The organism is Leeuwenhoekiella sp. NPDC079379, assembly GCF_044542075.1.
Taxonomy (GTDB): Bacteria; Bacteroidota; Bacteroidia; order Flavobacteriales; family Flavobacteriaceae; genus Leeuwenhoekiella.
The window spans coordinates 164,548-191,084 of record NZ_JBITTU010000005.1 but is presented as its reverse complement, the minus strand read 5'-3'; the positions used below and the strand labels follow the sequence as shown (position 1 = coordinate 191,084).

Genomic DNA, 26,537 nt, shown 5'->3' with positions numbered 1-26,537 from the left:
CTAAGCACATACACACCATTTTTATGACGTCATTGTATTCTAATCAAGCCGTTACTCTTTATAATTCTCTATCTGGCGAAAAGGAACTCTTTAAACCTATTTTAGAAGGAAACGTGGGGATGTATGTGTGCGGACCTACAGTCTACAGTAATGTGCATTTAGGCAACGTACGTACTTTTATGTCTTTTGATATGATTTTTAGATATCTTAAGCATTTAGGCTATAAAGTACGTTATGTTAGAAACATTACAGATGCAGGTCATTTAACAGATGATGCAGATGAGGGTGAGGATAAAATATCTAAAAAAGCACGCCTGGAGCAGCTAGAACCTATGGAAGTTGTACAACAGTACACTATAGACTTTCATACTATACTTCAAAAATTTAATTGCCTGCCTCCCAGCATAGAACCTACTGCAACTGGTCATATAATTGAACAGATTGAAATTATTAAAGAAATTTTAGAAAATGGTTATGCCTATTCTAAAAATGGATCTGTTTATTTTGACGTTTTAAAGTTTAATGAAACTCATAATTACGGTAAGCTAAGTGGCAGATTACTTGAGGATATGATTACTAATACTCGAGAACTTACTGCACAAAGCGAAAAGAAAAACGCTCAGGATTTTGCACTTTGGAAAAAAGCAGAACCCCAGCACATTATGCGCTGGCCCTCACCCTGGGGTGACGGTTTCCCGGGTTGGCACTTAGAGTGTACTGCTATGAGTACAAAATATCTTGGCGAAAAATTTGATATTCATGGTGGTGGTATGGATTTGAAATTTCCGCATCACGAGTGTGAGATTGCGCAGTCTGAAGCATCAAATGGTAAAGACCCGGTTAATTACTGGTTGCATGCTAATATGCTTACGCTTAATGGTAAAAAAATGTCTAAAAGCACTGGCAACAATATTTTTCCGGCTGAAATCTTTAGTGGAGACAGCCCCTTTTTAACTAAAGGCTACTCCCCTAGTGTTGCTCGTTTTTTTATTATGCAAGCACATTATCGCAGTGTTCTTGATTTTAGTAATGATGCGTTACTTGCCAGTGAAAAAGGGTTCAACCGCCTTATGGAAGCAATCAATTTACTTAAATCATTACCTACTTCTGCAAAAAGTTCAATAGATGTAGCATCCTGGTCTCAATCGTGTTATGATGCGATGAATGATGACTTTAATTCACCTATTTTAATAGCACAACTTTTTGAAGCAGCTAAGTTTATTCATCAGATTAAAGACGGCAAAGCTACAATAACTGAGACAGACCTTGAAGCGTTTCAAAAAGTCATTCATTCGTTTGTTTTTGATATTTTAGGCCTTGAAGATTTAAATGCTACAGCTGAGTCTAATTCAGATAAGCTTAACGGAGCGATTGAGTTATTAATTCAACTTCGTAAAGACGCCCGCGCCAATAAGGATTTTGCTACTAGTGATCAAATAAGAGATCAGCTTCTTGACTTAGGTATTCAACTTAAAGATGGTCGTGAAGGAACAACGTACACATACTCCTAAAAAATATTAAAGGTGAAAAATTTAGCTAAGAATATACTTATTTTTCCCATTCGTCTGTATCAAAGATTTGTTTCTCCCATTTTACCTCCTGCCTGCAGATATACACCTACGTGTTCTCACTACAGTGTAGAAGCCATACAAACGCACGGTGTTTTCAAAGGGATTTGGCTAGCCATAAAACGTATAGCAAGTTGCAATCCCTGGGGCGGTTCTGGTTATGACCCTGTGCCTAGTCGTAAAAATCACTAATCACATTATTAATATAAAAATAAGCTAGAAGCCTACAGGCTTTTATATATTTACGATTAAAACTTTTAATGCTTATGCTTCCTTTAAAAATGACTTGGAATCCTTCTACAGGTTTAGATCTGGGATTTTTAACCATACATTATTACAGTCTTATGTTTGTTCTGGCTTTTTCTTTAGGCTGGTATTTAATGAAAAGAGTATATAAATATGAGGGCGTTGAGGAAGAAAAGCTAGATCCTTTATTTATCTATTCCGTTTTAGCAATTTTACTAGGTGCACGATTAGGACATGTATTCTTTTATCAAACCGAATTACTTTGGGAGGACCCACTATCTGTTTTGCTTCCATTTAGATTTGTACCCGAGATAGAATATACTGGCTTTCAAGGATTAGCAAGTCACGGTGCTGCTATAGGTATGATTTTCGCAATGTACCTGTACAATAAAAAAATATTAAAAAAAAGTGTCTTATGGTTGTTAGACCGGGTAATACTTCCTGTTTCTCTAGGAGCTATTTTTGTGCGTATAGGTAACTTCTTCAATTCTGAAATGGTAGGTAAAATAACCGATTCTAATTTCGGAATTAAATTTGTTCAGGATCAATATAATAAATACGAAGTTCAACGCCTTACCGGTATTCCCAACGAGCATAAAGCATTTAGAGCACTCACAGACGATCCTCAATTTGCAAATTATATTGCAGATATACCGTATCGTTTTCCGGGTCAGCTGATGGAAGCTACGGGTTATGTTTTTGTCTTTCTTATTTTGATGTTTGTGTATTGGAAAACTGAACTACGCAAAAAAGAAGGGCTAATTTTCGGTTTATTTCTCGTGCTTTTATGGACGGTTCGATTTATTGTAGAATATTTTAAAAGAGCACAGGTAGAAGGCCGTGAAAATTGGATCTTTGGGTTGAATACCGGTCAAATACTGAGTGTTCCTTTTATACTTATTGGAATATTTTTAATTATACGCGGTTTCAATCAAAAGAAAAACCCTCAATACTAAATACTATGTACCGTCAATTTCTTTTATTATTTATAACTGCTCTCGTACTCACTTCTTGTAAAGATGAGAATACTTCTGAAGAGAACGCACTAGATCAAGCTCCTATCACATTCACTAAAGAAGGAGAACTTAACATAATAAAAGCAGACAGCAGTACTAAATCCTTAGATATAGAATTTGCAGAAACAGATTATGAGACCTCTACAGGATTGATGTACAGAGAATCTATGCAAGGAAATCAAGGTATGCTTTTTATCTTTCAAGATGAGCGACCTCACAATTTCTATATGAAAAATACTTACATACCGTTAGATCTGTTTTTTATTACTAAGGATAAAAAAATTGCTACTATCATAGAGAATGCAATGCCACTTGATGAATCTAACTTACCTTCACAAGTACCGGTTACCTATGTTCTTGAAACTAATGCAGGTTTTGCAAAAGAATGGAATATTAAAGAAGGAGACTCTGTAATCTGGACACGTAATTAAATGGATTATCAAAAAGTTCTTGATGAGATAGTTGCAGAAATCTCTCTGTTTAATGCAGCAGGCAAAGTAGCAACCTACATACCTGAGCTAGGCAACGTAGATCCTAATAAGTTTGGTATTTATCTTCAGTGCACAGACGGAAAAGGATATGCTACCGGCGATGCTTTAGAACGCTTTTCAATACAAAGTATATCAAAGGTTTTAAGCCTGTCACTTGCTCTTAAATTAGTTGGCAATCATATCTGGACGCGTATAGGCGTAGAACCCTCTGGAGACCCTTTTAATTCACTTGTTCAATTAGAATATGAGAAAGGTATTCCACGCAATCCATTTATTAATGCTGGAGCCCTTGTAGTTGCAGATATTTTGATGTCTGAACTTGATAATCCTAAAGAAGAACTACTTCAATACGTAAGAGATCTCGCCGAAGATCAAACTATAGAATACAATCATAAAGTTGCTGCTTCAGAAATGGAGCACAAATATCGTAATGCCGCACTAACACATCTTATGAAGGACTTTGGTAATATCAAAAATGATGTTAATGAGGTTTTGGATTTTTATTTTCATCAGTGTGCTATAGCGATGAATTGTAAACAGCTGGCACAAGCCTTTACAATTTTTCTTAACTACGGAAAATATGATTTGAGTTCAGAAGCCGCTGTACTAGATTCTACATTAGCAAAACGTATTAATGCATTAATGCTTACCTGTGGGTTTTATGATGAGTCTGGTGAGTTTGCGTTTAGCGTAGGTCTCCCAGGTAAAAGTGGTGTGGGCGGAGGCATTGTAGCCTTGCATCCTAAATACTACTGCATCGCAGTTTGGAGTCCGCCTTTGAATTCTAAAGGTAATTCTGAATTAGGACTAAAGGCATTGGAGCTTCTTACAACAAAAACAGAGCAATCTGTATTCTAAATAAACCCAAGAATACTTTTAAGTATTAGGCATAAAAAAAGAGAGCCGATAGTTTTAAAACTATCGGCTCTCTTTTTATGCAGTATATTCAGTAGTTAAGCTACTGGCTCTTCTTCAACTTCTACTTCAGCCTTTAAAGCCTTTTTCTGTATCGTGTCAAACATAACCGGTGTTGCGATAAAGATAGATGAATATGTACCTACTACAACACCTACAATCAATGCAAACATAAAGCCCATTATACTAGCACCTCCAAAAATGAAGATCGCAAGTAATACGATTAATGTTGTCATCGAGGTATTTAACGTACGACTAATAGTACTGTTAATTGCCTGATTTATGATCAAATCCATCTTGCGAGTAGGACCATATTCTTTCATAAATTCTCTAATACGGTCAAATACAACCACCGTATCATTCAGCGAGTATCCAATTACTGTAAGAATCGCAGCGATGAATGACTGATCTACTTCCATATTAAATGGCATAAACTTATAAGTCAATGAGAAGATCCCTAAAACAATTAATACATCATGGAATACTGCAGCAACAGCTCCTAATGAAAATTGCCATCTTCTAAAACGTAATAAGATGTATAAGAATACCACTACAAGAGAACCTAATACTGCCCAGAATGAATCTTTCTTAATATCATCTGCAATTGTAGGACCTACCTTATTATACTCAAGTATACCTATTTTAGCTTCACTAGATCCACCCTTTACAAATTGCGCATAAGTAAGATCTGATGGTAAATAACTACCTAAAGCAGAAAATAATTTTTGTTGAATATCATCATCAACTTCAGAAGCTTCTTCATTGATTCTATATTTAGTAGTAATCTTTAATTGGTTTGCTTCACCATACGTTTTTGCCTGTGCACTTTCTAGTTCTGCAATTAACTTACCTTCAACTTCACTAGCATTTACAGCTTGTTCAAAACGCACCGTGTAATTACGACCACCTACGAAGTCTACACCTTGATCTAAGTTATTTGTAAATAGAGAAATTAAACTAACAATGATCAATGCACCACTTACGATATAAGCAATTTTACGTTTTGCTAAGAAATCTTTATTGAAATTAGTGAATAAGTTACGTGTAGCTGCAGTACAGAATTCTAGTGACTTACCATTTTTACCGTATCCGTCGATGAAGAGACGTGTTACAAAAATTGCTGTAAATAATGATGTTGCTATACCTATCATTAAAGTAGTAGCAAAACCTTGGATAGGTCCTGTACCAAATAAGAATAAGATTAATGCAGTAAGGAATGTTGTAATGTTAGCATCAAGAATAGAAGATAGTGCATTACTAAAACCATCTTTAATAGCATCTTTTTGCGACTTACCTTTTGCAAGCTCTTCTTTAATACGCTCAAAGATAAGCACGTTTGCATCTACAGACATACCTATTGTAAGTACGATACCTGCAATACCAGGAAGAGTAAGTACCGCTCCCAGACCAGCAAGAATTCCGAAAATAAATAAAATGTTTACCGCAAGAGCAACGTCTGCAAAAAGACCCGCTTTACCGTAATAGAATACCATCCAAACCAGTACTAAAACCAATGCAAGCACAAAAGAAATCAAACCGCTGTTGATAGCTTCCTGACCTAGTGAAGGACCTACCACGTCGTAAGAAATAATTTTTGCTGAAGCAGGTAATTTACCAGCTTTTAAAACATTTGCTAAATCCTGAGCTTCAGTAACTGTAAAACTACCAGAAATCTCTGTAGCACCCCCTGAAATTTCTTGTTTAGCGGTTGCAGCAGAATAAACTACATCATCAAGAACAATTGCGATAGCATTTCCTTCACTTGCAACTTCTCCTGTTAATTTAGCCCATTGTCCTGGACCCTGACCTTCAAAATCTATACCTACAGATGGTAAGCCAGATTGTGTATATTGTTGACGAGAATCCTGTACCACATCACCGTCCATTGCAGGAGTTCCGCTTCTGTCAGATTTTAATGCGTAAAGACCTACTACACTAGTTTCTCCTTCTGCAGTTCCCCATCTAAATTTTGCATAACGCAAATCCTGTGGGCGTAAACGCACAACTTCCGGTTTAGATAAATAGCTGTTAATTGTCGCTGTATCTTTTGCCTGAGCATAACCTACAACAGCAGCCTGCCCATATTGTTGAATAGCAGGATTAAAGCTGAAAAGTTCAAATAAAGGATTATTCTGAGTAGTTGTGCTTACTGAATCTTCTTCGCTAGCCAATAACTCTTCAATAGAATCATCTTTAGTTTCGGTAGAATCAACAGTAACAGCTTCTACCTCTTCATCTGTAGCAGGAGCTACAAGATCTTTTAGAACTGTATTTACCTCAAATAAATAAGGAGCAACGTTAGCTGCATAATGTGTTTTATAAAACTCTAACTGAGCAGTACTTTCTAATTGAAATTTCACACGCTCAATATCTGTAGCACCAGGAAGTTCAATAAGTATTCTTGATTGATTGTCTAATCGTTGAATATTAGGTTGAGTAACCCCAAACTTATCAATACGATTACGCAATACTTCAAAAGCAGACTTTATAGACTCTTCTACTTCTTTTTCTATAACAGGCTCCACATCTGCATTACTCATGTTGAAGTTTACTTTCTCTCCTAAAGTAGTATTTGCAAAAATGTCTGGAGAAGCTAGTTTATTATCTCCTGGAAGTGCATTAAAAGCATCAAAGAAATCATCAAGAAAACTATTTTGACTATCCTTTTGTGCTTCTGCAGCCTGGTCTAATGCCTGGTTAAATGCAGGATCTGTACTGTTATTACTTAAACCTTTAAGAATATCTGCAACAGAAATCTCAAGAATAGCATTCATACCACCTTTAAGATCCAGACCTTTATTAAGTTCTTTAGCTTTTGCATCATCGTAAGTAATACCTAAAGCGATAGGATTATTACCTACCGAATCTAAATAGCGACGCTCTACTTCACCCCGTCTATCTACATAATCTTCTACAGTATTTGATACCTGACGCTCTGCGTAAGCCGAAGCTTCGTCTTCTGCCTTATTTGTAAAGTACGTAAACGAAAGCTGGTATAAACTCACCAACCCAAATAAAATCGCAAATACTCGTATGAGTCCTTTATTCTGCATTATTCTATAAATATTTATTAATTCTTCCCGAACATTTTCCGGGCAATTTTTTAAAACGTGCAAATATAGGGTTTCAATGCAGAAACGCCAATAAATATATTTTAGATTCCTTTAACTTTTTAATATTAAAACTAGTTAAATAAATTCAGATCAATAATTTGAATGTCAATCATTTATAAAATAAATAAAATATACTCTTTACTATATAGCTACACAATCTTAAAATCAGATTCTCTAAGTGTCTAATTTTTAATAGATATTAAGCTCAATTCACCGCTTAGTGACTTCCTTGAAATTTTTAAGAATTATACGTGTATTTATTTCAAATTCTCAATTAGATTTAAAAAAAAATGCCACCCCTAGGGGTGGCAGTTTAATCAAAGTGAACTCAAATTAATATTCAAGTAATCCATTGGTTTTACGCACGGCATCTGCACTTTCTTGCAGTTTTGCTTTTTCAGCATCACTTAGTTCTATGGTAACGATTTTCTCGATACCGTTCTTACCTAAAAGGACCGGCACACCTATGCAAATATCTTCTAAGCCATATTCACCTTCTAATAAAACTGAACACGGAAACATTTTTTTCTGATCACAAGCGATTGCCTGCACCATTCCTGACACAGCCGCTCCCGGAGCATACCATGCAGAAGTACCTAACAATTTAGTAAGTGTAGCACCACCTACTTTAGTATCTTCAAGCACCTGATTTAAACGATCTTCAGTTAAAAATTCTGAAGCCAATACGCTATTACGGGTTGCTAAACGGGTTAATGGAATCATACCTGTATCACTATGACCGCCTATAACCATACCATCTACGTCAGAGATAGGGCATTCTAGTGCTTCAGCTAAACGGTATTTAAAACGAGCACTGTCTAATGCACCACCCATTCCTATAATTTGATTTTTAGGAAGTCCTGTAGCTTTATGTACCAGGTAAGCCATAGTATCCATAGGATTACTCACAACGATTATGATTACATTAGGAGAATGCTTAATTAAATTAGTAGCAACATCTTTTACAATACCTGCATTTATACCTATTAATTCTTCTCTGGTCATACCCGGTTTACGAGGAATCCCACTTGTAATTACAGCTACATCACTATTAGCTGTTTTAGAATAATCGCCAGTGGTACCTGTAATGCGGGTATCAAAAGCATTTAATGACGCAGTCTGCATTAAATCCATTGCTTTACCTTCTGCAAATCCTTCTTTAATATCTAAGAGAACTACATCTGAGGCAAAATTTTTCATTGCAATATATTCGGCACAACTCGCACCTACTGCTCCTGCTCCTACTACGGTAACTTTCATTCTATTTTTATTTAAGTGAATAATTTATTAATTGAGCCCAAAAGTGAACCTAAAAAGTTAACGATTGCGCTTTTCAAAAATACAATTTCTAAAAGAGTATAGTAACAACTAAACTTTTAAAATTGACCTAAATAAGAATGACCTTCAATACTGAAAGTCATTCTTATTCTATTGAGTATTGAATATTATCTAAAACTAAAGGCAATCCCTGCACTAACGTTGCTATATTCCTGAACTGTATAATCTGCAAAAATCTTAAAAAATGCTAGATTTAAACGCGCTCCTAAAGACGCTCTCACACTAGACGGATTATAAGATAATAAGATAGGATCTGTTATTGATCCATCATTAGTAGCACTACCGTTTGTTGCATACTCATAAGTTCCCAGCACATTCAACTCAGATTTACCACCTGTAAAACCTAACCCACCATAAACTGTTACTAGAGGAAAGTCTAAAGATGCTACTCCCTGTACCGTATATGAATTCAGCTTAAATTCTGCTGCCTGATTAGAACCGTCAATTGTAGATTCTGCCTGAATATCATAATCAACATTCATCGTTGTAAATGCTCCTACTACTGCGACATTAAGAGGCAAGTTATCTAACGGACCGAAATACTGCATAAAGTTATGTTTGAATCCCGCACCAAAGAGCTTTCCTTTTACATTATCACTTCCCACTTCAGGTACAAAACGCACCATTAAATCTGTGCCTTTAAAAACTCCAAGACTTGCTTGGATTGCCGGTGCTGGGACTGCATTAATAGGTAAATCATCTTTAACTCCCTCTGGCATAGTAAAGGTTACGTCGCCTTCAGAGGTATTAAATGTCACTTCAGAAGGCGTTGCATTACCGGCAACAGTAGGTGTTAAATCTGAACTGGCAGTATATTGATTTTGAAAATTAAGACTCCGTAAAGAAAATATCTCCTTATCTGAAGGAACTATAGCCCCGTTAAAACCTATAGTAATATCAAAACCCAATTGCTTGTGTGTTTTTGCGGTATGATACCAGCCTCCAGACATACTGTAAACAAGACCTTCCATAGCAGGTGCAATATACGCTCCCATAAGGGTGTTAGCATCTGCTCTTCCCGCTTTTACGATAGCTTCAAAACCATCATCCTGGCTATAAGTTGTTATAGTACAGGTTGTAATAAATAAGATAAGTAAATAATTTTTCATAGAACGTTATCGATTTGGTTTAGTCAAAAATAAGCGAAAGCCCTCGTAATCATAACTTAAAACAATAAAAAAACCTGTTTCTTTTAGAAACAGGTTTTGATAACTTTAGCTTAGTACAAGAATTAGATGTCTATATTAGCATAAATAGCATTCTTCTCTATAAACTCTCTACGAGGCGGCACCTCATCTCCCATTAGCATAGAAAAAATTCGATCTGCTTCTGTACCATTATCAATTGTAACCTGGCGAAGCGTTCTAAACTCAGGATTCATAGTTGTATCCCAAAGCTGCTCTGCATTCATTTCACCAAGACCTTTATAACGCTGTATACCGGCACTACCTCCCATTGCATCGTTATACTCATCACGCTCTTTCTCAGACCATGCATAACGCATTTTTTTACCTTTCTTAACTAAGTAAAGTGGTGGAGTGGCAATATAGACGTGACCACCTTCTACTAATTCGCGCATATAGCGGAAGAAAAAAGTAAGAATCAAGGTTGCAATGTGACTACCATCTACATCGGCATCACACATAATAACTATCTTATGATATCTAAGTTTACTTAAGTTAAGTGCTTTACTATCTTCTTCTGTACCTATGGTAACTCCTAACGCAGTAAAGATATTTTTGATCTCTTCATTTTCAAAAACTTTATGCTGCATCGCTTTTTCTACATTCAGAATTTTTCCGCGAAGTGGAAGAATTGCTTGAAAGTTACGATCACGACCCATTTTAGCAGTACCACCTGCCGAATCTCCCTCGACAAGAAAAACTTCACACTCTTTAGGGTCTGTTTCAGAGCAGTCGGCTAATTTTCCAGGTAAACCACCTATACTCATAACCGTTTTACGCTGAACCATCTCACGCGCTTTTTTAGCTGCGTGACGTGCCTGAGCTGCCAAAATAACTTTCTGAACAATGGTTTTAGCATCATCAGGATGTTCTTCTAAATAGATCTCTAGCATTTCTGAAACTGCTTGAGATACTGCAGAAGTAACCTCTCTATTACCTAATTTTGTTTTAGTCTGACCTTCAAACTGAGGCTCAGCAACTTTTACCGAAATTATTGCAGTAAGACCTTCTCTAAAGTCATCTCCGGCAATATCAAACTTTAACTTATCTAAAAGACCAGAAGCATCAGCATATTTCTTTAATGACGTTGTTAAACCACGTCTAAAACCAGCTAAGTGCGTACCTCCTTCGTGCGTATTAATGTTGTTTACGTATGAGTGTAAATTCTCTGCGTAACTGTCATTATAAATCATTGCAACCTCAACAGGAATGTCGTTCTTCTCACCTTCCATTGAGATAACGTGACCTATAATAGGTTGACGATTTCCATCCATAAAACGTACAAACTCTTTCAGACCTTCTTCAGAATGAAAAGTTTCTACATCAAACTCCCCTTTATCGTTAGTACGACGCTTATCTGTAAGGGTTATTGTAATACCCTTATTTAAGTATGAAAGCTCACGCATTCTACTCGCAAGCGTATCGTAATTAAATTCTATAGTTTGTTGAAATATGGTTGGATCTGGTAAAAAAGTTACAGCAGTTCCTCTGTCCGTAGTGTCTCCTATAGCCTTAACAGGATACATTGCTTTACCTTTCTCATACTCCTGCTCCCATATTTTACCATCACGGTAAACAGTTGCACGTAAGTGGTTAGATAGTGCGTTCACACAACTCACACCTACACCGTGCAGACCACCAGAAACTTTATAAGAGTCTTTATCAAATTTACCTCCGGCGCCAATTTTAGTCATTACCACCTGTAATGCTGAAACACCTTCTTTCTTGTGTAAATCTACCGGTATACCACGACCATTGTCCTTAACGGAGATTGAATTATTTTCATTTATAATAACATCTATGGCGTCACAATGACCCGCCATAGCCTCATCAATTGAGTTATCTACAACCTCATAAACTAAGTGGTGTAAACCACGTACTCCCACATCTCCAATATACATTGAGGGACGCATACGTACGTGCTCCATCCCCTCAAGCGCCTGTATACTATCTGCCGAATATTGCTTCTTATTGGCTTCTTCGCTCATATATTTTTATTTAGTTAAAATCTTCTGTTTAATTTTAAAGCGGAAACTCATTGCTTTATCAAATTAATGCTTAAAAAATCAAAAAATAACCCTTCGCGAGTCGTGTTTTTTGATAGCTAACAAATATAAAAAATCGCTTCTCTATATATAGTCAAAAGCCGAGCCAAACCTCTTAAGTTATCAACAAATTGTGAAAATAAAGTATATAAATGGGCTATGAGGAGTTTATTTTATTTTCAGTATTATATATTATAAAAAAAGCCGCTTCCTCAACGAGAAAGCGGCTTCAAAAGTTAACCTCAACAGCTTACGCGTGTTGTTTTTTAATATATGCATCAGAATGCACATTTGCGACCGCTCTACCAGAAGGATCATTCATATTTTTAAATGCTTCATCCCATTCTAAAGCAATTTTAGTACTACAAGCTACAGAAGCTTCCTGAGGCACAGACCAGGCTGCTGCATCACTAGGGAAATGATCTGTAAATATACTTCTATAGTAATATTCTTCTTTATTTGTGGGTGTTTGAATAGGAAATTTATACTTAGCATTAGCTAGTTGCTCATCACTCACTTTCTCATTTACCACCTCTTTAAGAGTATCAATCCAGCTATAACCTACCCCGTCAGAAAATTGCTCTTTCTGTCTCCAGGCAACACTCTCTGGCAAATACGATTCAAATGCTTTACGTAAAACCCATTTCTCCATGCGCTCTCCGTTAATCATTTTATCTTGAGGATTAATGCTCATCGCCACATCCATAAATTCTTTATCTAAGAAGGGTACACGACCTTCAATACCCCAGGCAGCAAGTGATTTGTTTGCGCGTAAGCAATCATACATATGTAATTTGCTCAATTTACGCACCGTTTCTTCGTGAAACTCCTGAGCATTTGGAGCTTTATGAAAATATAAATACCCTCCAAAAACTTCATCTGCACCTTCTCCAGAAAGTACCATTTTTACACCCATAGATTTAATCACACGGGCCATAAGATACATAGGCGTAGAAGCTCTAATGGTTGTAATATCGTAAGTCTCCAGATTATAAATAACATCTTTTATGGCATCAAGACCTTCTTGTATCGTAAACTTAATCTCGTGATGCACCGTACCAATATGATCTGCAACTTTTTGAGCAGCAGCTAAATCTGGCGAACCTTCAAGCCCTACAGAAAATGAGTGTAATCTTGGCCACCATGCTCCATCTGTATCTCCAGATTCAATTCGTTTTTCAGCATATTTTTTTGCTACCGCAGAAGTAATTGAAGAATCTAACCCTCCCGAAAGTAAAACACCATAAGGCACATCAGACATTAATTGACGGTGCACAGCTGCTTCTAAAGCATCACGTAATTTTTCAATACTGGTCTCGTTATCTTTAACAGCATCATACTCCATCCAATCGCGCTTGTACCATTGTCTCAACTCACCATCTGCACTGTGTAAATAGTGTCCCGGTGGAAACAACTTAATTTTAGTACATGTTCCCTCAAGAGCTTTAAGTTCTGAAGCAACATAGAAAGTACCATGCTCGTCCCAGCCCATGTAAAGTGGGATAACACCCATATGATCTCTTGCTACAAAATATTCATCTTTAGCAGCGTCATACAAAGAGAAAGCAAAAATACCGTTCATCTCATCTAAAAAAGCAGGCCCTTTTTCTTGATATAAAGCAAGAATTACTTCACAGTCTGATTCGGTTTGAAAATCGTATTTACCTTCAAATTGCTTGCGCAGCTCGCGGTGATTATAAATCTCACCATTTGCTGCAAGAATTAGTTTTCCGTCTGGGCTTAATAAAGGTTGTTTTCCTGATCTGGGATCAACAATTGATAAACGCTCATGAGCTAATATTGCTTTATCGTCTGCGTACACCCCATTCCAGTCTGGTCCACGGTGACGTATTTTTTTAGACATTTCTAATAACTGAGGTCTTAACACATCAGCCGGTTGCTTCAATTCATAGGCACATACTATCCCGCACATAATCGTATTGTTTTAATTTGATAGGTCAAAGATGCTAATTCAATTCTAATTGACAAACAAATAAACCTATTATAGTTACATATTGAAACATTATACTTCAAAAGCATATTAATATATAATTAAAATAGCCTATACGTAATGCTTAAAATTTATATTGTTAATCGTCTGGCATTTTAATAAAGCCTTAACAAACCTAAGCTCTTGACCATTGTACATTTGTAGACATATTCTAAAATAAACATCAAAAAAAAATTAAATGAAATCTCTTATAATCAGCAGTTTTCTGCTTGCATTTTTACTTATGGGCAATACTGCAAATGCTCAGAAATTTAGTGAATTAGATAAAAGCCCTTTAGACATTGCTATGTTTAGAGGTCAGGATAAAGCTCCCAGAGTTCGTGTAATCTATAGTAGACCTCAACGAAAAGGACGTGATGTATTTGCTACTAAAGACGGTTTGCAAAAATACGGTGAAGTATGGCGTACTGGTGCAAATGAATCTACAGAGATTAAATTTTATAAAGATATGATGCTGGGTGACAAAAAAGTTGTCGCAGGCACATACACACTATTTACAATACCGGGAGAAAAAGAATGGACTGTTATATTAAATAAAGATCTTGACACCTGGGGAGCTTATGGATATAAGGAGGAGCGCGATCTGGTACGTGTTACAACACCAGTGCACAAAACAGCTGCTCCTATTGAGTCTTTCTCAATCTCTTTTCAACCTACAGAAGCGGGTTCAGATATGTTTCTAGGATGGGATAATACGTATATACAAGTACCTGTAGAAGAAGTAGAGTAATTACTTACTTTTTTTTATAAAATAAAAAAGGCTTTCAGATATCTGGAAGCCTTTTTTGTTATTTACGGTATATTGAGATACTTATGAGTTTGCAAACTTATTTTCCACTTGGGATTTGCCATTACATAATCTACTATCAAAGGCGTCATTTTATCTCGAACGCTCCACTCTGATTGTAAATACAATTCGCAATCATCATTAATGAGTGCTGCATGTTCTTCCGCGAAAGCGAAATCTGATTTATTAAAGATTATCACTTTTAATTCGTGCGCTTCTTTATAGATACGTGGCTTAGGTAACATGCGCTTTTTTGGAGAAAGACAAATCCAATCCCAGTGACCACTCAACTCGTAGGCGCCAGAGGTTTCTATATGCACCTTAAGGCCTTCGGCTTTGAGAAGACTCGTAAGATGCTCCATATCCCACATAAGCGGCTCACCTCCTGTTATAACAATAGTTTTGCTATACTTGACTGCATTTGCCACAATAGCAGCTGCTTCTGTTGGAGGATGTATTGCAGCATCCCAACTTTCTTTTACATCACACCAGTGACAGCCTACATCACAACCTCCTACACGTATAAAATAAGCCGGTGTTCCTGTATGCGCTCCTTCTCCCTGAATGGTATAGAATTCTTCCATTAAAGGAAGTAATTCTCCCAGTTTTACCCGGTTTGCTGTTGCCTCTTTTGTCATAAGCGGTAAAGATACGTCTCATTGAAATCGTTGCCAAAGCTTGACAACCTTATTTTAGCTCGTAGCCTTGAAAGATTATTGAGTAGTATTTATATTTTCTACTCACTCTTCTTTTTAGTATTAATCCTTATTTTTAACCAAATTTCAACTTATGGATCAAACTGAAGCGTTTAAAGAACATATCGTACAAGGCAACAGCTTTAAAGGAGAGTTTATTACTGTGGGAGCAGCAATGCTTAATGGAAATACAATTAGTGGTGCCCACGTAAAAATCCCGCTTAAAACCTTAAATCGCCATGGCCTTATTGCTGGAGCTACTGGTACCGGTAAGACAAAAACGCTGCAAGTCTTAGCTGAAAATCTTTCAGAAAAAGGAGTTCCGGTTTTGTTGATGGATATGAAAGGTGATTTGAGCGGTATTGCTAAAGCAGGACCCGGTCATCCTAAAATTGACGAACGCCATGAAAAAATAGGCATCCCTTACACAGCTAAAGATTTTCCCGTAGAGTTACTAACGCTATCTGAACAAAACGGCGTGCGTCTAAGAGCTACTGTTAGTGAATTTGGACCTGTATTATTCTCCCGTATAATTGATGCTTCAGATGCACAGGCAGGTATAATTGCTATACTCTTTAAGTATTGCGACGACAAAAGCCTGCCCCTTCTTGACCTTAAAGACTTTAAAAAAGTATTACAATACGCTACTGATGAAGGTAAAGAAGAAATACAGGATTTATACGGAAGAATATCTACAGCTTCGGCAGGATCTATTTTACGTAAGATTGTACAACTAGAACAACAGGGGGCAGATATTTTCTTTGGTGAAAAATCTTTTGAAGTTGAAGATCTTTTACGTCTTGATGAAAACGGAAGAGGAAAGATAAATATCATAAGACTTACAGATATACAAGATCGTCCACAATTATTTTCAACATTTATGCTGAGCTTATTAGCAGAAATATACAGCACGTTCCCAGAGCAGGGAGATAGCGAACGCCCCGAGCTTGTCATATTTATAGATGAGGCTCATCTTATATTTAGAGAAGCATCTAAAGCTTTACACAATCAAATTGAAAGTATTGTCAAATTAATACGATCTAAAGGTGTTGGATTATATTTTGTAACTCAAAATCCTACAGATGTACCTGAAGGAGTTTTAAGTCAATTAGGTTTAAAAATACAGCACGCACTAAGAGCCTTTACGGCAAAAGATCGCAAAGCCATAAAACTTACTGCAGAAAACTATCCTGATTCTGAGTATTACGACACTAAAGAAGTATTGACCTCGCTAGGAACCGGTGAAGCTTTAGTTTCGGCTCTTGATGAGAAAGGTCGCCCTACTCCCCTTGCGGCAACAATGATGCGCGCACCCATGTCGCGTATGGATATTTTAACCCAGGATGAGCTTGATGGTATAAATAAAAGGTCTGCGCTTGTTACTAAATATAATAACACGGTTGACCGCGAAAGCGCTTACGAATTACTAAATAAAAAAATTAAAAAAGCAGAAAGCGAAGAAGTAAAAGAAAAAGCTCAGCAAGAACGTGCAACAGTAAAAAGAAGTTCACGTACTTCTACACGAAGCAGCACAGCTGAAAAAGCAATAATTAAAGTACTTACCAGCGCAACAGTTATACGTGGCGTTTTAGGTATTTTAGGAAAAATGATTAAATAAAATAAAAACAAACAATATATTAAATGAAACGTATTTTACTTATAACCCTACTAGCAAACCTTCTACTAACCTCTTGCAATTCTGACAAGCCATACAGTGTAACTGCAAACAGTGTGGGCCCACTTACAAAAGAAACTACAACTTCAGAATTAAAGACACTTTTTGAAAAAGACAGTGTTGTTGATCAAAATTCCGGACTAAGCGAAGAACTAAATGTAAATGCGATCGAGATCTATGAAAAAGGAGGTAAACAACTTTTGAGTTTAATGCCTATAAAAGAAGGTACACCTAAGACAATACGTACAGTTCAAATATTTGATGCGCGATATACAACACAGGAAGGCATCAATCTAAATAGTACGTTTAAAGATATTACAGAAGCTTACGACATCTCACGTATCGAAACTTTAATAAGTAGTGTTGTCGTATTTGTAGATGACATCAATGCCTATTTTACAATAGACCGTAAAGAGTTAGCCGGGGAATTACGTTTTAATATGGATGCTAAAGTTTCTGAAGCTGAAATACCGGATAATGCTAAAATTAAGTATTTTATGATAGGCTGGTAAGCTTTAAAACAGAACTTTGTATGAATAAAGAGAACTATCATATTCAAAAGAATCCTTTTATAGTACCTACAGATGATGGGAAGTATATAGGTGAGCATTTTGGTAAAGCAAGCGATGGCAATTCAGATATAAGTATTGCACACATGGTTGCTCCTCCACAATGGAGTGAACCCTTTCAAACTCCAGAATTTGATGAATATACATTTATTATAGCCGGTAAAAAGCAATTTCTTATAAATGAGGAAGCTATAATCCTAGAGGCAGGACAGTCAATAAAAATTAATGCAGGTACGCGTGTTCAATACAGCAATCCTTTTGACAAACCCTGCACGTATATTTCTATATGTAGGCCCGCTTTTGATTTTGAGCGAGTTAACAGAGAAGATTAATTGCAATATTTATTAAAATCCTATTAATTATAACCCAAAGCCTCGTTAATCTGTATTTACAGATTCATAGATTCAATTACTTTTGATGTGTAACCAATATGAATTTGAATTATGATTAAGATTTTAGCTCTAGTTATGGTAATAGGAGGAGCAATTGCACTTGTTGTCGGTGTACTTGGTATATTCGGAAGTATAAGCACAGGACTTAGCCCTTGGGCAATGGCTATTTTAGGAGGAGTTTTCTTCTTATCTGGCATATCTCTTCTTAAATATAGAAAAGATACTGATGTGATTGATGCCGAAAACAAACGTTAGAAATCTCATAACCCTTATATTTGACCCTCTTCAAAAGAGGGTTTTTTTATGAATAAACTTTTTATGAGAATGCTTCCTAAAATCTTAGGAAACTACGTAAACACTCTGGCGCTAGTTAGTCCTCAAGCGGCTGCAAAAAAGGCTTTTAAGATCTTTAGCAAGCCTAGAAGAGGTAAAATAGGTCCGCATCACGAGGGTTTTTTAAAACCAAATCTTGAACCAGCCTTACAAATAGATGAGTTAAGTATTCAACCCTATAAATGGCCTGGTGGAGAAAAAACAATTTTACTCGTGCACGGCTGGGAAAGTCACACCCATCGTTGGAAAGAAATGATTGTACGATTAAAAAGCGAAAATTATACGATTATAGCTTTTGATGCACCTGCACACGGTTATAGTACTGGCAAATATCTATATGTACCTATTTACGATGAAGTTTTATCGGTTATATTAGATAAATATCAGCCAGATTATATGATAGGGCATTCAATAGGAGGAATGACAGTTCTATTTAACCAATCTCAAAAAGCAACATTCAAACCTAAAAAATTGGTGGTTCTAGGTGCTCCAGACCGGCTTGAAAGCATTCTAATTGATTATCAAAAAATACTTAATCTAAGTGACCGGGTAATGAACGCATTAGAGAATTATTTCCTGAAGCGTTTCAATTTTAAAACTACAGATTTTTCTTCTTCAGTTTTTGCTAAAAATATTGAAACCCCTGCTTTAATCATTCATGATAAGGATGACACTATTACTCCTGTTTCAGGCTCAAAATCAATTCACGCTACTTATAAAAATTCAGAATATATAGAAACAAAAGGGCTTAATCATTCTCTTTACGATTCAAAAGTAAACGATCAAATCGTAGATTTTCTAAAACGTTAATTTGACTTTAAACAAGTTACCTTTACAACTATGGAAGAACCCACTAAAACCCGAATAAACAAATACCTCAGCGAGGTAGGATTTTGTTCTCGACGTGAAGCTGATAAATTAATTAACGCAGGTAGAATAACTGTTAATGGCAGTGTACCCGAAATGGGAACTAAAGTAAGTGCCGATGATGAAATACGCGTTAACGGCAAGCTTGTAGGCGAAAAACAAGATGCTCCTGTATATATAGTTTTTAATAAGCCTGTAGGTATTGTATGTACTACAGACACTCGTGTTGAAAAAGATAATATAATAGACTACATAAATTATCCTACTCGTATTTTCCCTGTGGGTAGACTTGATAAAGCTAGTGAAGGGCTTATTTTTTTAACTAACGATGGGGATATTGTAAATAAGATACTACGCGCTCGCAACAATCATGATAAAGAATATATTGTAGAAGTAGACAAGCCAGTTACGGCTTCTTTTGTAAAAAGCATGGCAGGTGGTGTACCTATACTTGATACAATTACCCGCAAATGCGAAGTAGAGCAATTAGGTAAAAACAGATTTAAAATAATTCTTACCCAGGGTCTCAATAGACAAATACGTCGCATGTGTGAACACCTGGGCTACAATGTAACCCGCTTAAAACGCGTACGTATTATGAACATACACCTTGACGTAGGTGTAGGTAAATACAGAGAGTTTACTAAAACCGAATTAAAAGACCTAAATGCACTTTTAGTAAATAGTACTAAAGAATTTATCGCTGAAGGAAGCAACACTCCAAAACCAAGTGGCCCACGAAGAAGAATTGAATAACTGGAGAAGACATCAATAATTAAACCTGTGTTAATGCGGGTTGTCAACTCGTATATTCGTTATAATTTTAAATAACATCTTTTAATTTAAACTTATGGCTGACCAAATTCCTTCTGTAAAAAACGAAGAACAATATGAAGCCTTACGCGATAAGGGTTACAGCAAAGAAAAATCTGCACGTATAGCAAATACGCCCAACTCTGGTAAAAAAGGTGGCAAAGCCGAAAAGTACGAAAACCGCACTAAGAAAGAATTATACGAGCAGGCTAAAAACGTTGACATAAGCGGTCGTTCTAAAATGACCAAAAAAGAACTTATTGAAGCTTTGAGAAACAACTAACCAAAAATCTAATCTAACCATGCCTTCACCATTTCATCTTGCAATACCTGTTGATGATGTACAAAAAGCCCAAATATTTTACCGCGATACTTTAGAGCTTTCTGAGGGTCGCAGTACAAAAGAATGGGTTGACTTTGACTTTTTTGGTCATCAACTAGTAATTCACTATAAACCTAAAGAAGAGTCAGCTAAAACACACCACAATGAGGTTGATGGCAAACACGTGCCAGTACCTCATTTTGGTGTGGTCCTCGAATGGCAGGATTTTCAAAATTTTGCAAACAAGTTAAAAGCAAAGAATATTCAATTTGTAATTGAACCTTATATTCGTTTTGAAGGTCAGGTAGGTGAGCAAGCTACGATGTTCTTTTATGATCCTTGTGGTAATGCTTTAGAATTTAAAAGCTTTAAAGATATGTCTCAACTTTTTGCAAAATGAATAAACTAAAACCAGAACTCGTAAGGCAGCTTTTTTTAATTCTTTTAATACTATTCCTCTTTATATTAATACTTGAGGAGATGATTCCTTATTTATCTGGAGTATTAGGAGCCATTACTTTATATGTTTTACTTCGCAAATTTGTAAAAAAACTCGTGAAGCGTGGCTGGAAACCCGGTTTAGCGGCCGGTCTTGCAATGCTTGCTTCTTTTCTAATTATAATTGTTCCTATAGGTCTTACCGTAATGATGCTTACTAATAAGGTAGGTAAAGCTGTAAAAAACTCAGAGCGTGTTATTGAAGTTGTTAAAGAACAAGTGGGCACCTGGGAGGCAGACCTTGGCTTTAAGATTAGTGAATCTATAGACACAAATTCTATAACCAGCTGGGTATCTACAAACCTTCAAAATTTTGCAGGGGGTACTTTTAATGTATTTATAGCTGTAGGTATTATGTACTTTATGCTCTATTATATGCTTATAAATCGTACCGAAATGCGCAAATCACTGTTTGCCTTTATTCCGTTAGATGCTGAGAGCATTAAGCGTATAGGTGAAGAAAGTGTTGCTATGGTTAAAAGTAATGCTCTTGGTATTCCGCTCGTAGCAATTGCCCAGGGTGTAGTAGCATTGATAGGGTTTCTTATTTTTGGAGTGCCAGACCCATTCTTTTGGTTTGTAATAACTGCCATAGGAAGTATGATTCCTTTTGTAGGCACTTTATTAGGTATTGTTCCCGTTGTTATTCTAATGGTCGCGAGTGGAGACAACTTACAAGCAGTAGGTATTGCTATTTACGGCCTTGTGGTTGTAGGTTCTACAGACAACCTCATCAGACTTTATGTACTCGAAAAACTAGCAAATGTTCATCCTTTAGTTACTTTGATAGGAGTAATTGTAGGTGTGCCTTTATTTGGATTTATTGGATTAATATTTGGCCCATTAGTGATAAGTTTATTTCTACTTATTGTAAAGATTTATAAACACGAATATGGAGATTCTGATACTGAATTGGAGGAAGAATTAAGCACTGATGTTTCAGAAACTTAAAAAGACAACATATATACCCACAGGTAAACCTGTCTTAATATGGGATGGGACCTGTGGTTTTTGTAAATTTTGGGTTACTCGCTGGAAGCTTGCGACTGGCGATGCTGTTTATTATACTACATTTCAGGAATCTGCTCAAAATTTTCCAGATATCCCACTTAAAGAATTTAAAAAAGCCAGCAGACTTATAGATCTAACAGGAACTATTTATAGTGGCCCCGATTCTGCTTATAAATTGTATGAGTTTGTTCCTTCTAAAGATTACCCTTTTCACAGATGGTATAAAAAATACAGTGCTTTTAGGTGGCTGAGTGATCATGCTTACAATTTTATAGCCAAAAACAGACCTGTGGTTTTTAAACTGGTTAAAATTCTCTTCGGTAATAATCCTACTAACTTAAAACTGTATTGGCTTTTATATATTTTCTGTATTCTTCTCTTCGTTTTTATGCTTTTTCAATAAATTGCCAGTTAATAATGCAAACAGCTTAGAATAAGAAACCGTTTTTAAGCAATTTTATAATTAAGAGCAAATACATTTTATGGAAATTCTGGGAGTTGATGTAGGAGGATCTGGTATCAAAGGAGTACCTGTAAATCTAGATCAGGAGAAATATTTAGGTGATAGATTTAGACTTGACACTCCAATGCCACGTGAACCCAAAGCAATGGTAAAAACGATAGCCGAAGTCGTAAAACATTGGGATTGGAAAGGGGTTGTGGGTGTAGGTTTTCCTACAGTAATTCATAAAGGTAAAGCCCTAGAACACGGTAATCTTGATAAATCCTGGTTGGGTTTACAGGTAGATGATATGATTTCTCAAAAAATAGGTCTACCTGTTAATGTGATGAATGATGCAGATGCTGCCGGTCTTGCAGAGATGGAATTTGGTGTGGGGAAAGGAGTACAAGGTCTTGTTATAACTGTAACTATAGGAACAGGTATAGGAAGTGGAGTCTTTTTTAATGGCGAACTCATTCCTAATTTTGAATTGGGACAAATGAAGTACAAGAAAAAAACCTCAATTGAAGAATTTGCTTCTCGACGAGTACGTTTAGATAACGAAATGAGTTTTAAAAAGTGGGGAAAACGCTTTAACAAATTTATTGAGCTAGTAAGTCAAATTAGTCAACCCGAACTTATAATTATAGGTGGTGGCGCCAGCAAAAACTTAGATGAATATATTAAATATCTTAAAACAGATATTCCTATTATGGCTGCTCATACACGTAATCACGCAGGTATCATAGGTGCGGCTTTGGGTGCGCGTCATCTGTTGAAATAAAATCTGTACAATTTAATACAAAAAAAGAGGCCTTTAACAGGCCTCTTTTTTTTGTATTAAATCAGTTGTGACACCTACACTATAGGCTATTATGTCTAGCTCTTGCCAAAAGCGTATTCTTTAATAACATTGCAATAGTCATAGGTCCTACTCCACCGGGAACAGGAGTAATAAAATCTGCTTTTTTACTTACCGCTTCAAAGTCTACATCACCTGTAATGCGGTAACCACGTTCTTTAGTCTCGTCTGGCACTCGAGTTATACCTACATCTATAATAGTTACGCCCTCTTTAACCATATCTGCTTTTAGAAATTCAGGAACACCTAATGCAGTAATAATAATATCTGCCTGTTTAGTTAATTCTTCTAAATTGCTTGTACGGCTATGAGCAAGAGTTACGGTGCTGTTACCCGGGTTACCTTTCTGAGACATTAATATACTCATAGGACGCCCTACAATATGGCTACGACCTATAACAACTGTATGTTTACCTGCTGTAGGAACATTGTAACGCTTTAATAATTCCATAATACCAAAAGGTGTAGCAGGAATAAAAACCGGCATATCCTGGGCCATTTTACCAAAGTTTGTAGGATGAAACCCATCTACATCTTTATCTGGGTCTACCGCAAGCAATACTTTTTGCTCATCAATATGTTTTGGTAACGGAAGCTGCACAATGTATCCGTCAATTTCAGGATTCTTATTGAGCTTATCTATTTGATCTAACAATTCTTCTTCAGTAGTTTCTTCAGCTAACTTGATTAATGTAGAATCAAAGCCTATACGTTCACAAGAGCGCACTTTACTACCTACGTAAGTAAGACTTGCACCATCATTCCCCACTAGTACTGCTGCAAGATGAGGCACTTTTTCACCTCGGGCTTTCATTTCTTTAACTTCCAGAGCGATTTCATTTTTCAAATCTTCACTGGTTTTTTTTCCGTCTAAAATTGTCATTCTTTCGAAGTTATCTGTTGCCTTTAATTGTTAATCGAAAAGTATATTTAACTTTTAACTCTTAGCATTCAAGTTGTTTATCGCATATTGTTCATCATCTGCATCATTTTGGCTCCGCCTCCACCTTGCATCATCTTCATCATCTTACTCATTTGCGTAAACTGCTTTAATAATTGATTTACTTCTTGTACAGAAGTTCCTGAACCTTTACTAATACGCTTTTTACGACTGCTATTTATGATTGACGGTTGGGTACGCTCGTCTAAAGTCATACTGTGTATGATTGCCTCAATTCCCTTAAAAGCATCATCATCTATATCAAGACCTTTTAAGGCTTTACCGGCCCCGGGTATCATCCCGATAAGATCTTTCATATTACCCATTTTCTTAATCTGCTGAATTTGCTTTAGAAAGTCATCAAATCCAAATTGATTTTTAGCAATTTTTTTCTGAAGCTTTCGAGCTTCATCTTCGTCAAATTGTTCCTGAGCACGCTCTACAAGTGAGATAACATCTCCCATCCCTAGAATACGATCTGCCATACGTGAAGGATAGAAGACATCAATAGCTTCCATCTTTTCACCTGTACCTATAAACTTAATTGGCTTATTTACAACCGTTTTAATAGATAAAGCTGCACCACCACGAGTATCACCATCTAATTTAGTTAAGATAACCCCGTCAAAATTTAAAATGTCATTAAAAGCCTTTGCGGTATTCACAGCATCTTGACCGGTCATAGAATCAACAACAAATAGAGTCTCTTGAGGTTCAATAGCTTTATGTACAGCTGCAATTTCATTCATCATTGCCTGGTCAACTGCAAGTCGACCCGCAGTATCTATAATTACCACATTAAAACCATTTGCTTTTGCGTGAGCAATACCGGCTTGTGATATTTTTACAGGATCTTTTTCTTCTCTATTAGAATAAACCTCAACGCCTATTTGATCTCCTACTACGTGAAGTTGATCTATCGCTGCAGGACGATACACGTCACAAGCAACTAGTAAAGGTTTTTTAGTTTTTTTAGTTTTTAAATAATTTGCCAGCTTCCCAGAAAAAGTAGTTTTACCACTACCCTGCAAACCAGACATTAAAATAACAGTAGGATTACCAGAAAGATTAATACCTTCTGCATCTCCTCCCATTAATTTTGTGAGTTCGTCTTTAACCAGTTTAGTCATTAACTGACCCGGTTTAAGCGCAGATAGTACATCTTGTCCCAGTGCTTTTTCCTTTACGGTACTGGTAAAATCTTTTGCAATTTTATAGTTAACATCTGCATCTACAAGTGCACGACGTATTTCCTTAAGAGTTTCGGCTACGTTTACTTCTGTAATCTGACCGTGCCCCTTAAGCACGTGCATCGCCTTATCTAACTTATCACTTAAATTATCAAACATAGGTTCACTTATAAACAACCTCCTATAGTTTAAAGAGGCAATTGATGGATTCTTATTTTATGTTTCGAAAAATTTTCGAAATACTCAATTCCAAATTACGGAATACGATTACAAATTTAATGATTTTGTTACTGAGATTAAAGGTTTACATCTTTTGTATTTGATCAATTACAAAAACATGCGGAAATGTAATCGCCGCTAAAAAAGAAAACAAAATAGGAAGCAACACAGAAACATCTGTACCCACTATAAAATAAACTCCAAAAAGTCCTAAAATCGAAAAAAACCAGTAGATAGCAGAGCTTTTTATATATCTAAATATGCTAATTCGCGAAACATCTCCATATAAAAAAATAAGCTGATCGTTAAGCGAAGGAATACTATGCCAAATCACAAAGTAAATAGCAAAACCCCAAATTAAGGGAGCACTACTAAAAATGATGCTAAATATAAGTAGGTAGAACCCTTCTGAAACAAAATTACAAGTTAGCAGATTTCGGTACACGTACGTGAGAATAAACAGAATACCAAGGCTTGTTAGCAACAGAGGAAGAAACTAACTTAACGGCACCTCAAATGCCCTCAGGTTTACTACCACTTCCTGAACTTCAAGAGGATTAAAATAAAATAAGAGCAAGAAAATAGTTAGACCATAAAAAAACGCATAAATCTTAGTTTTAAGTGCTCTAGATACAAATTGGCCACTCCAATGCTGTTCTCCAAAATGATAGCCACTTTTACCTACAAATAAAAGTAATGCACTTGTAGGCAATAGATAAAAACAAACCGCTCCTAGAATTACGTTTAGTATATAAAACACGAGATAGCGCCATTTAGACTTTAACTTGTTTTCTGTAGAATCTAGATTTATAAAAAGCTTAATATCATTAGAACCATGCAAAACACCGATGGTCAAAATAAGAATCAGACCACAAACATTCTCGCCCGAAGTAGTCAAAAAAGAACTCACCCAAAGTAAGAAAAATGTCATAATTATTAATAATGACCTCAATGCTATATATTTTTAATAAAAATATAATTATAACAAATAAAAT

At 36.1% G+C, this 26,537-nt stretch carries 25 protein-coding genes and 1 pseudogene; 17 read left to right on the top strand and 9 right to left on the bottom strand.

The genetic code is table 11. The features are described from left to right. Window positions 1-23 precede the first annotated feature (23 nt). The 5 genes from cysS (at window position 24) to ACIGAM_RS11065 (ending at window position 4,179) form a co-directional block, all read left to right on the top strand. A complete protein-coding gene (cysS, locus tag ACIGAM_RS11085) occupies window positions 24-1,511 on the top strand; it encodes a cysteine--tRNA ligase (RefSeq protein WP_396511500.1) in 1,488 nt (495 codons plus the stop codon). A 12-nt stretch (window positions 1,512-1,523) separates the two neighbouring features. After that, window positions 1,524-1,760 (top strand): membrane protein insertion efficiency factor YidD, encoded by a 237-nt coding sequence (gene yidD, locus ACIGAM_RS11080; RefSeq protein ID WP_396511499.1) that lies wholly within the window; start codon window positions 1,524-1,526, stop codon window positions 1,758-1,760. A 74-nt stretch (window positions 1,761-1,834) separates the two neighbouring features. Then, a complete protein-coding gene (gene lgt, locus ACIGAM_RS11075; RefSeq protein ID WP_396511498.1) occupies window positions 1,835-2,770 on the top strand; it encodes a prolipoprotein diacylglyceryl transferase in 936 nt (311 codons plus the stop codon). Window positions 2,771-2,775: 5 nt separating this feature from the next. Then, entirely contained in the window at window positions 2,776-3,261 is a 486-nt protein-coding gene (locus ACIGAM_RS11070; RefSeq protein WP_396511497.1) for a DUF192 domain-containing protein, read from the top strand. Next, the gene (locus ACIGAM_RS11065; protein WP_396511496.1) at window positions 3,262-4,179 is read left to right on the top strand and encodes a glutaminase; all 918 of its coding nucleotides are present in this window, start codon (window positions 3,262-3,264) and stop codon (window positions 4,177-4,179) included. A gap of 95 nt (window positions 4,180-4,274) precedes the next feature. Here ACIGAM_RS11065 and secDF read toward each other — a convergent pair whose 3' ends face one another. From secDF to asnB, 5 genes are all read right to left on the bottom strand, one after another. Continuing rightward, window positions 4,275-7,289: a protein translocase subunit SecDF gene (gene secDF / locus ACIGAM_RS11060; RefSeq protein WP_396511495.1), complete on the bottom strand. Its 3,015-nt coding sequence runs from the start codon at window positions 7,287-7,289 to the stop codon at window positions 4,275-4,277. A 393-nt stretch (window positions 7,290-7,682) separates the two neighbouring features. Continuing rightward, window positions 7,683-8,609: a malate dehydrogenase gene (gene mdh, locus ACIGAM_RS11055; RefSeq protein ID WP_396511494.1), complete on the bottom strand. Its 927-nt coding sequence runs from the start codon at window positions 8,607-8,609 to the stop codon at window positions 7,683-7,685. A 185-nt stretch (window positions 8,610-8,794) separates the two neighbouring features. Then, window positions 8,795-9,796, bottom strand: coding sequence for a DUF6588 family protein (locus tag ACIGAM_RS11050; protein ID WP_396511493.1), 1,002 nt, complete (start codon window positions 9,794-9,796; stop codon window positions 8,795-8,797). 122 nt (window positions 9,797-9,918) lie between these two features. Then, the gene (gyrB, locus tag ACIGAM_RS11045) at window positions 9,919-11,859 is read right to left on the bottom strand and encodes a DNA topoisomerase (ATP-hydrolyzing) subunit B (protein WP_396511492.1); all 1,941 of its coding nucleotides are present in this window, start codon (window positions 11,857-11,859) and stop codon (window positions 9,919-9,921) included. A gap of 307 nt (window positions 11,860-12,166) precedes the next feature. After that, window positions 12,167-13,849, bottom strand: coding sequence for an asparagine synthase B (asnB, locus tag ACIGAM_RS11040; protein ID WP_396511491.1), 1,683 nt, complete (start codon window positions 13,847-13,849; stop codon window positions 12,167-12,169). 256 nt (window positions 13,850-14,105) lie between these two features. Here asnB and ACIGAM_RS11035 point away from each other — a divergent pair, with 256 nt between their 5' ends. Further along, a complete protein-coding gene (locus tag ACIGAM_RS11035; protein ID WP_396511490.1) occupies window positions 14,106-14,657 on the top strand; it encodes a DUF2911 domain-containing protein in 552 nt (183 codons plus the stop codon). 62 nt (window positions 14,658-14,719) lie between these two features. On the opposite strand, the gene ACIGAM_RS11030 is transcribed toward ACIGAM_RS11035, so the two are convergent. Then, window positions 14,720-15,352, bottom strand: a complete 633-nt coding sequence (locus tag ACIGAM_RS11030; RefSeq protein ID WP_396511489.1) for a 7-carboxy-7-deazaguanine synthase QueE — start codon at window positions 15,350-15,352, stop codon at window positions 14,720-14,722. Between the two features lie 151 nt (window positions 15,353-15,503). On the opposite strand from ACIGAM_RS11030, the gene ACIGAM_RS11025 reads away from it, so the two are divergent. The 11 genes from ACIGAM_RS11025 (at window position 15,504) to ppgK (ending at window position 23,115) form a co-directional block, all read left to right on the top strand. Further along, entirely contained in the window at window positions 15,504-17,027 is a 1,524-nt protein-coding gene (locus ACIGAM_RS11025; RefSeq protein ID WP_396511488.1) for a helicase HerA-like domain-containing protein, read from the top strand. A gap of 23 nt (window positions 17,028-17,050) precedes the next feature. Further along, window positions 17,051-17,596 carry a hypothetical protein gene (locus ACIGAM_RS11020; RefSeq protein ID WP_396511487.1) on the top strand — a complete coding sequence of 182 codons (546 nt, stop codon included), beginning with the start codon at window positions 17,051-17,053 and terminating at the stop codon, window positions 17,594-17,596. A 20-nt stretch (window positions 17,597-17,616) separates the two neighbouring features. Continuing rightward, on the top strand, window positions 17,617-17,985 hold the full coding sequence (locus ACIGAM_RS11015) for a cupin domain-containing protein (protein ID WP_396511486.1): 369 nt from the start codon (window positions 17,617-17,619) through the stop codon (window positions 17,983-17,985). Between the two features lie 111 nt (window positions 17,986-18,096). After that, window positions 18,097-18,300: a hypothetical protein gene (locus ACIGAM_RS11010; protein WP_396511485.1), complete on the top strand. Its 204-nt coding sequence runs from the start codon at window positions 18,097-18,099 to the stop codon at window positions 18,298-18,300. Window positions 18,301-18,348: 48 nt separating this feature from the next. After that, on the top strand, window positions 18,349-19,188 hold the full coding sequence (locus ACIGAM_RS11005) for an alpha/beta hydrolase (RefSeq protein WP_396511484.1): 840 nt from the start codon (window positions 18,349-18,351) through the stop codon (window positions 19,186-19,188). Between the two features lie 30 nt (window positions 19,189-19,218). Continuing rightward, a complete protein-coding gene (gene rluF / locus ACIGAM_RS11000) occupies window positions 19,219-20,001 on the top strand; it encodes a 23S rRNA pseudouridine(2604) synthase RluF (protein WP_396511483.1) in 783 nt (260 codons plus the stop codon). 94 nt (window positions 20,002-20,095) lie between these two features. Then, entirely contained in the window at window positions 20,096-20,341 is a 246-nt protein-coding gene (locus ACIGAM_RS10995; protein ID WP_396511482.1) for a Rho termination factor N-terminal domain-containing protein, read from the top strand. 19 nt (window positions 20,342-20,360) lie between these two features. Next, on the top strand, window positions 20,361-20,780 hold the full coding sequence (locus tag ACIGAM_RS10990; protein ID WP_396511481.1) for a VOC family protein: 420 nt from the start codon (window positions 20,361-20,363) through the stop codon (window positions 20,778-20,780). Continuing rightward, complete coding sequence (locus tag ACIGAM_RS10985) at window positions 20,777-21,829, top strand: AI-2E family transporter (RefSeq protein WP_396511480.1); 1,053 nt, start codon at window positions 20,777-20,779, stop codon at window positions 21,827-21,829. The genes ACIGAM_RS10990 and ACIGAM_RS10985 overlap by 4 nt, the downstream gene beginning before the upstream one ends. Then, window positions 21,813-22,292, top strand: a complete 480-nt coding sequence (locus ACIGAM_RS10980) for a thiol-disulfide oxidoreductase DCC family protein (RefSeq protein WP_396511479.1) — start codon at window positions 21,813-21,815, stop codon at window positions 22,290-22,292. The genes ACIGAM_RS10985 and ACIGAM_RS10980 overlap by 17 nt, the downstream gene beginning before the upstream one ends. A gap of 79 nt (window positions 22,293-22,371) precedes the next feature. Beyond that, window positions 22,372-23,115, top strand: coding sequence for a polyphosphate--glucose phosphotransferase (ppgK, locus tag ACIGAM_RS10975; protein ID WP_396511478.1), 744 nt, complete (start codon window positions 22,372-22,374; stop codon window positions 23,113-23,115). Between the two features lie 79 nt (window positions 23,116-23,194). Here the strand turns inward: ppgK and ACIGAM_RS10970 are convergent, their stop codons facing one another. From ACIGAM_RS10970 to ACIGAM_RS10960, 3 genes and pseudogenes are all read right to left on the bottom strand, one after another. Next, on the bottom strand, window positions 23,195-24,076 hold the full coding sequence (locus ACIGAM_RS10970) for a bifunctional 5,10-methylenetetrahydrofolate dehydrogenase/5,10-methenyltetrahydrofolate cyclohydrolase (RefSeq protein WP_396511477.1): 882 nt from the start codon (window positions 24,074-24,076) through the stop codon (window positions 23,195-23,197). 77 nt (window positions 24,077-24,153) lie between these two features. Beyond that, on the bottom strand, window positions 24,154-25,482 hold the full coding sequence (ffh, locus tag ACIGAM_RS10965) for a signal recognition particle protein (protein WP_396511476.1): 1,329 nt from the start codon (window positions 25,480-25,482) through the stop codon (window positions 24,154-24,156). A gap of 145 nt (window positions 25,483-25,627) precedes the next feature. Then, window positions 25,628-26,473, bottom strand: a pseudogene (locus ACIGAM_RS10960) (Brp/Blh family beta-carotene 15,15'-dioxygenase). Window positions 26,474-26,537: the final 64 nt, after the last annotated feature.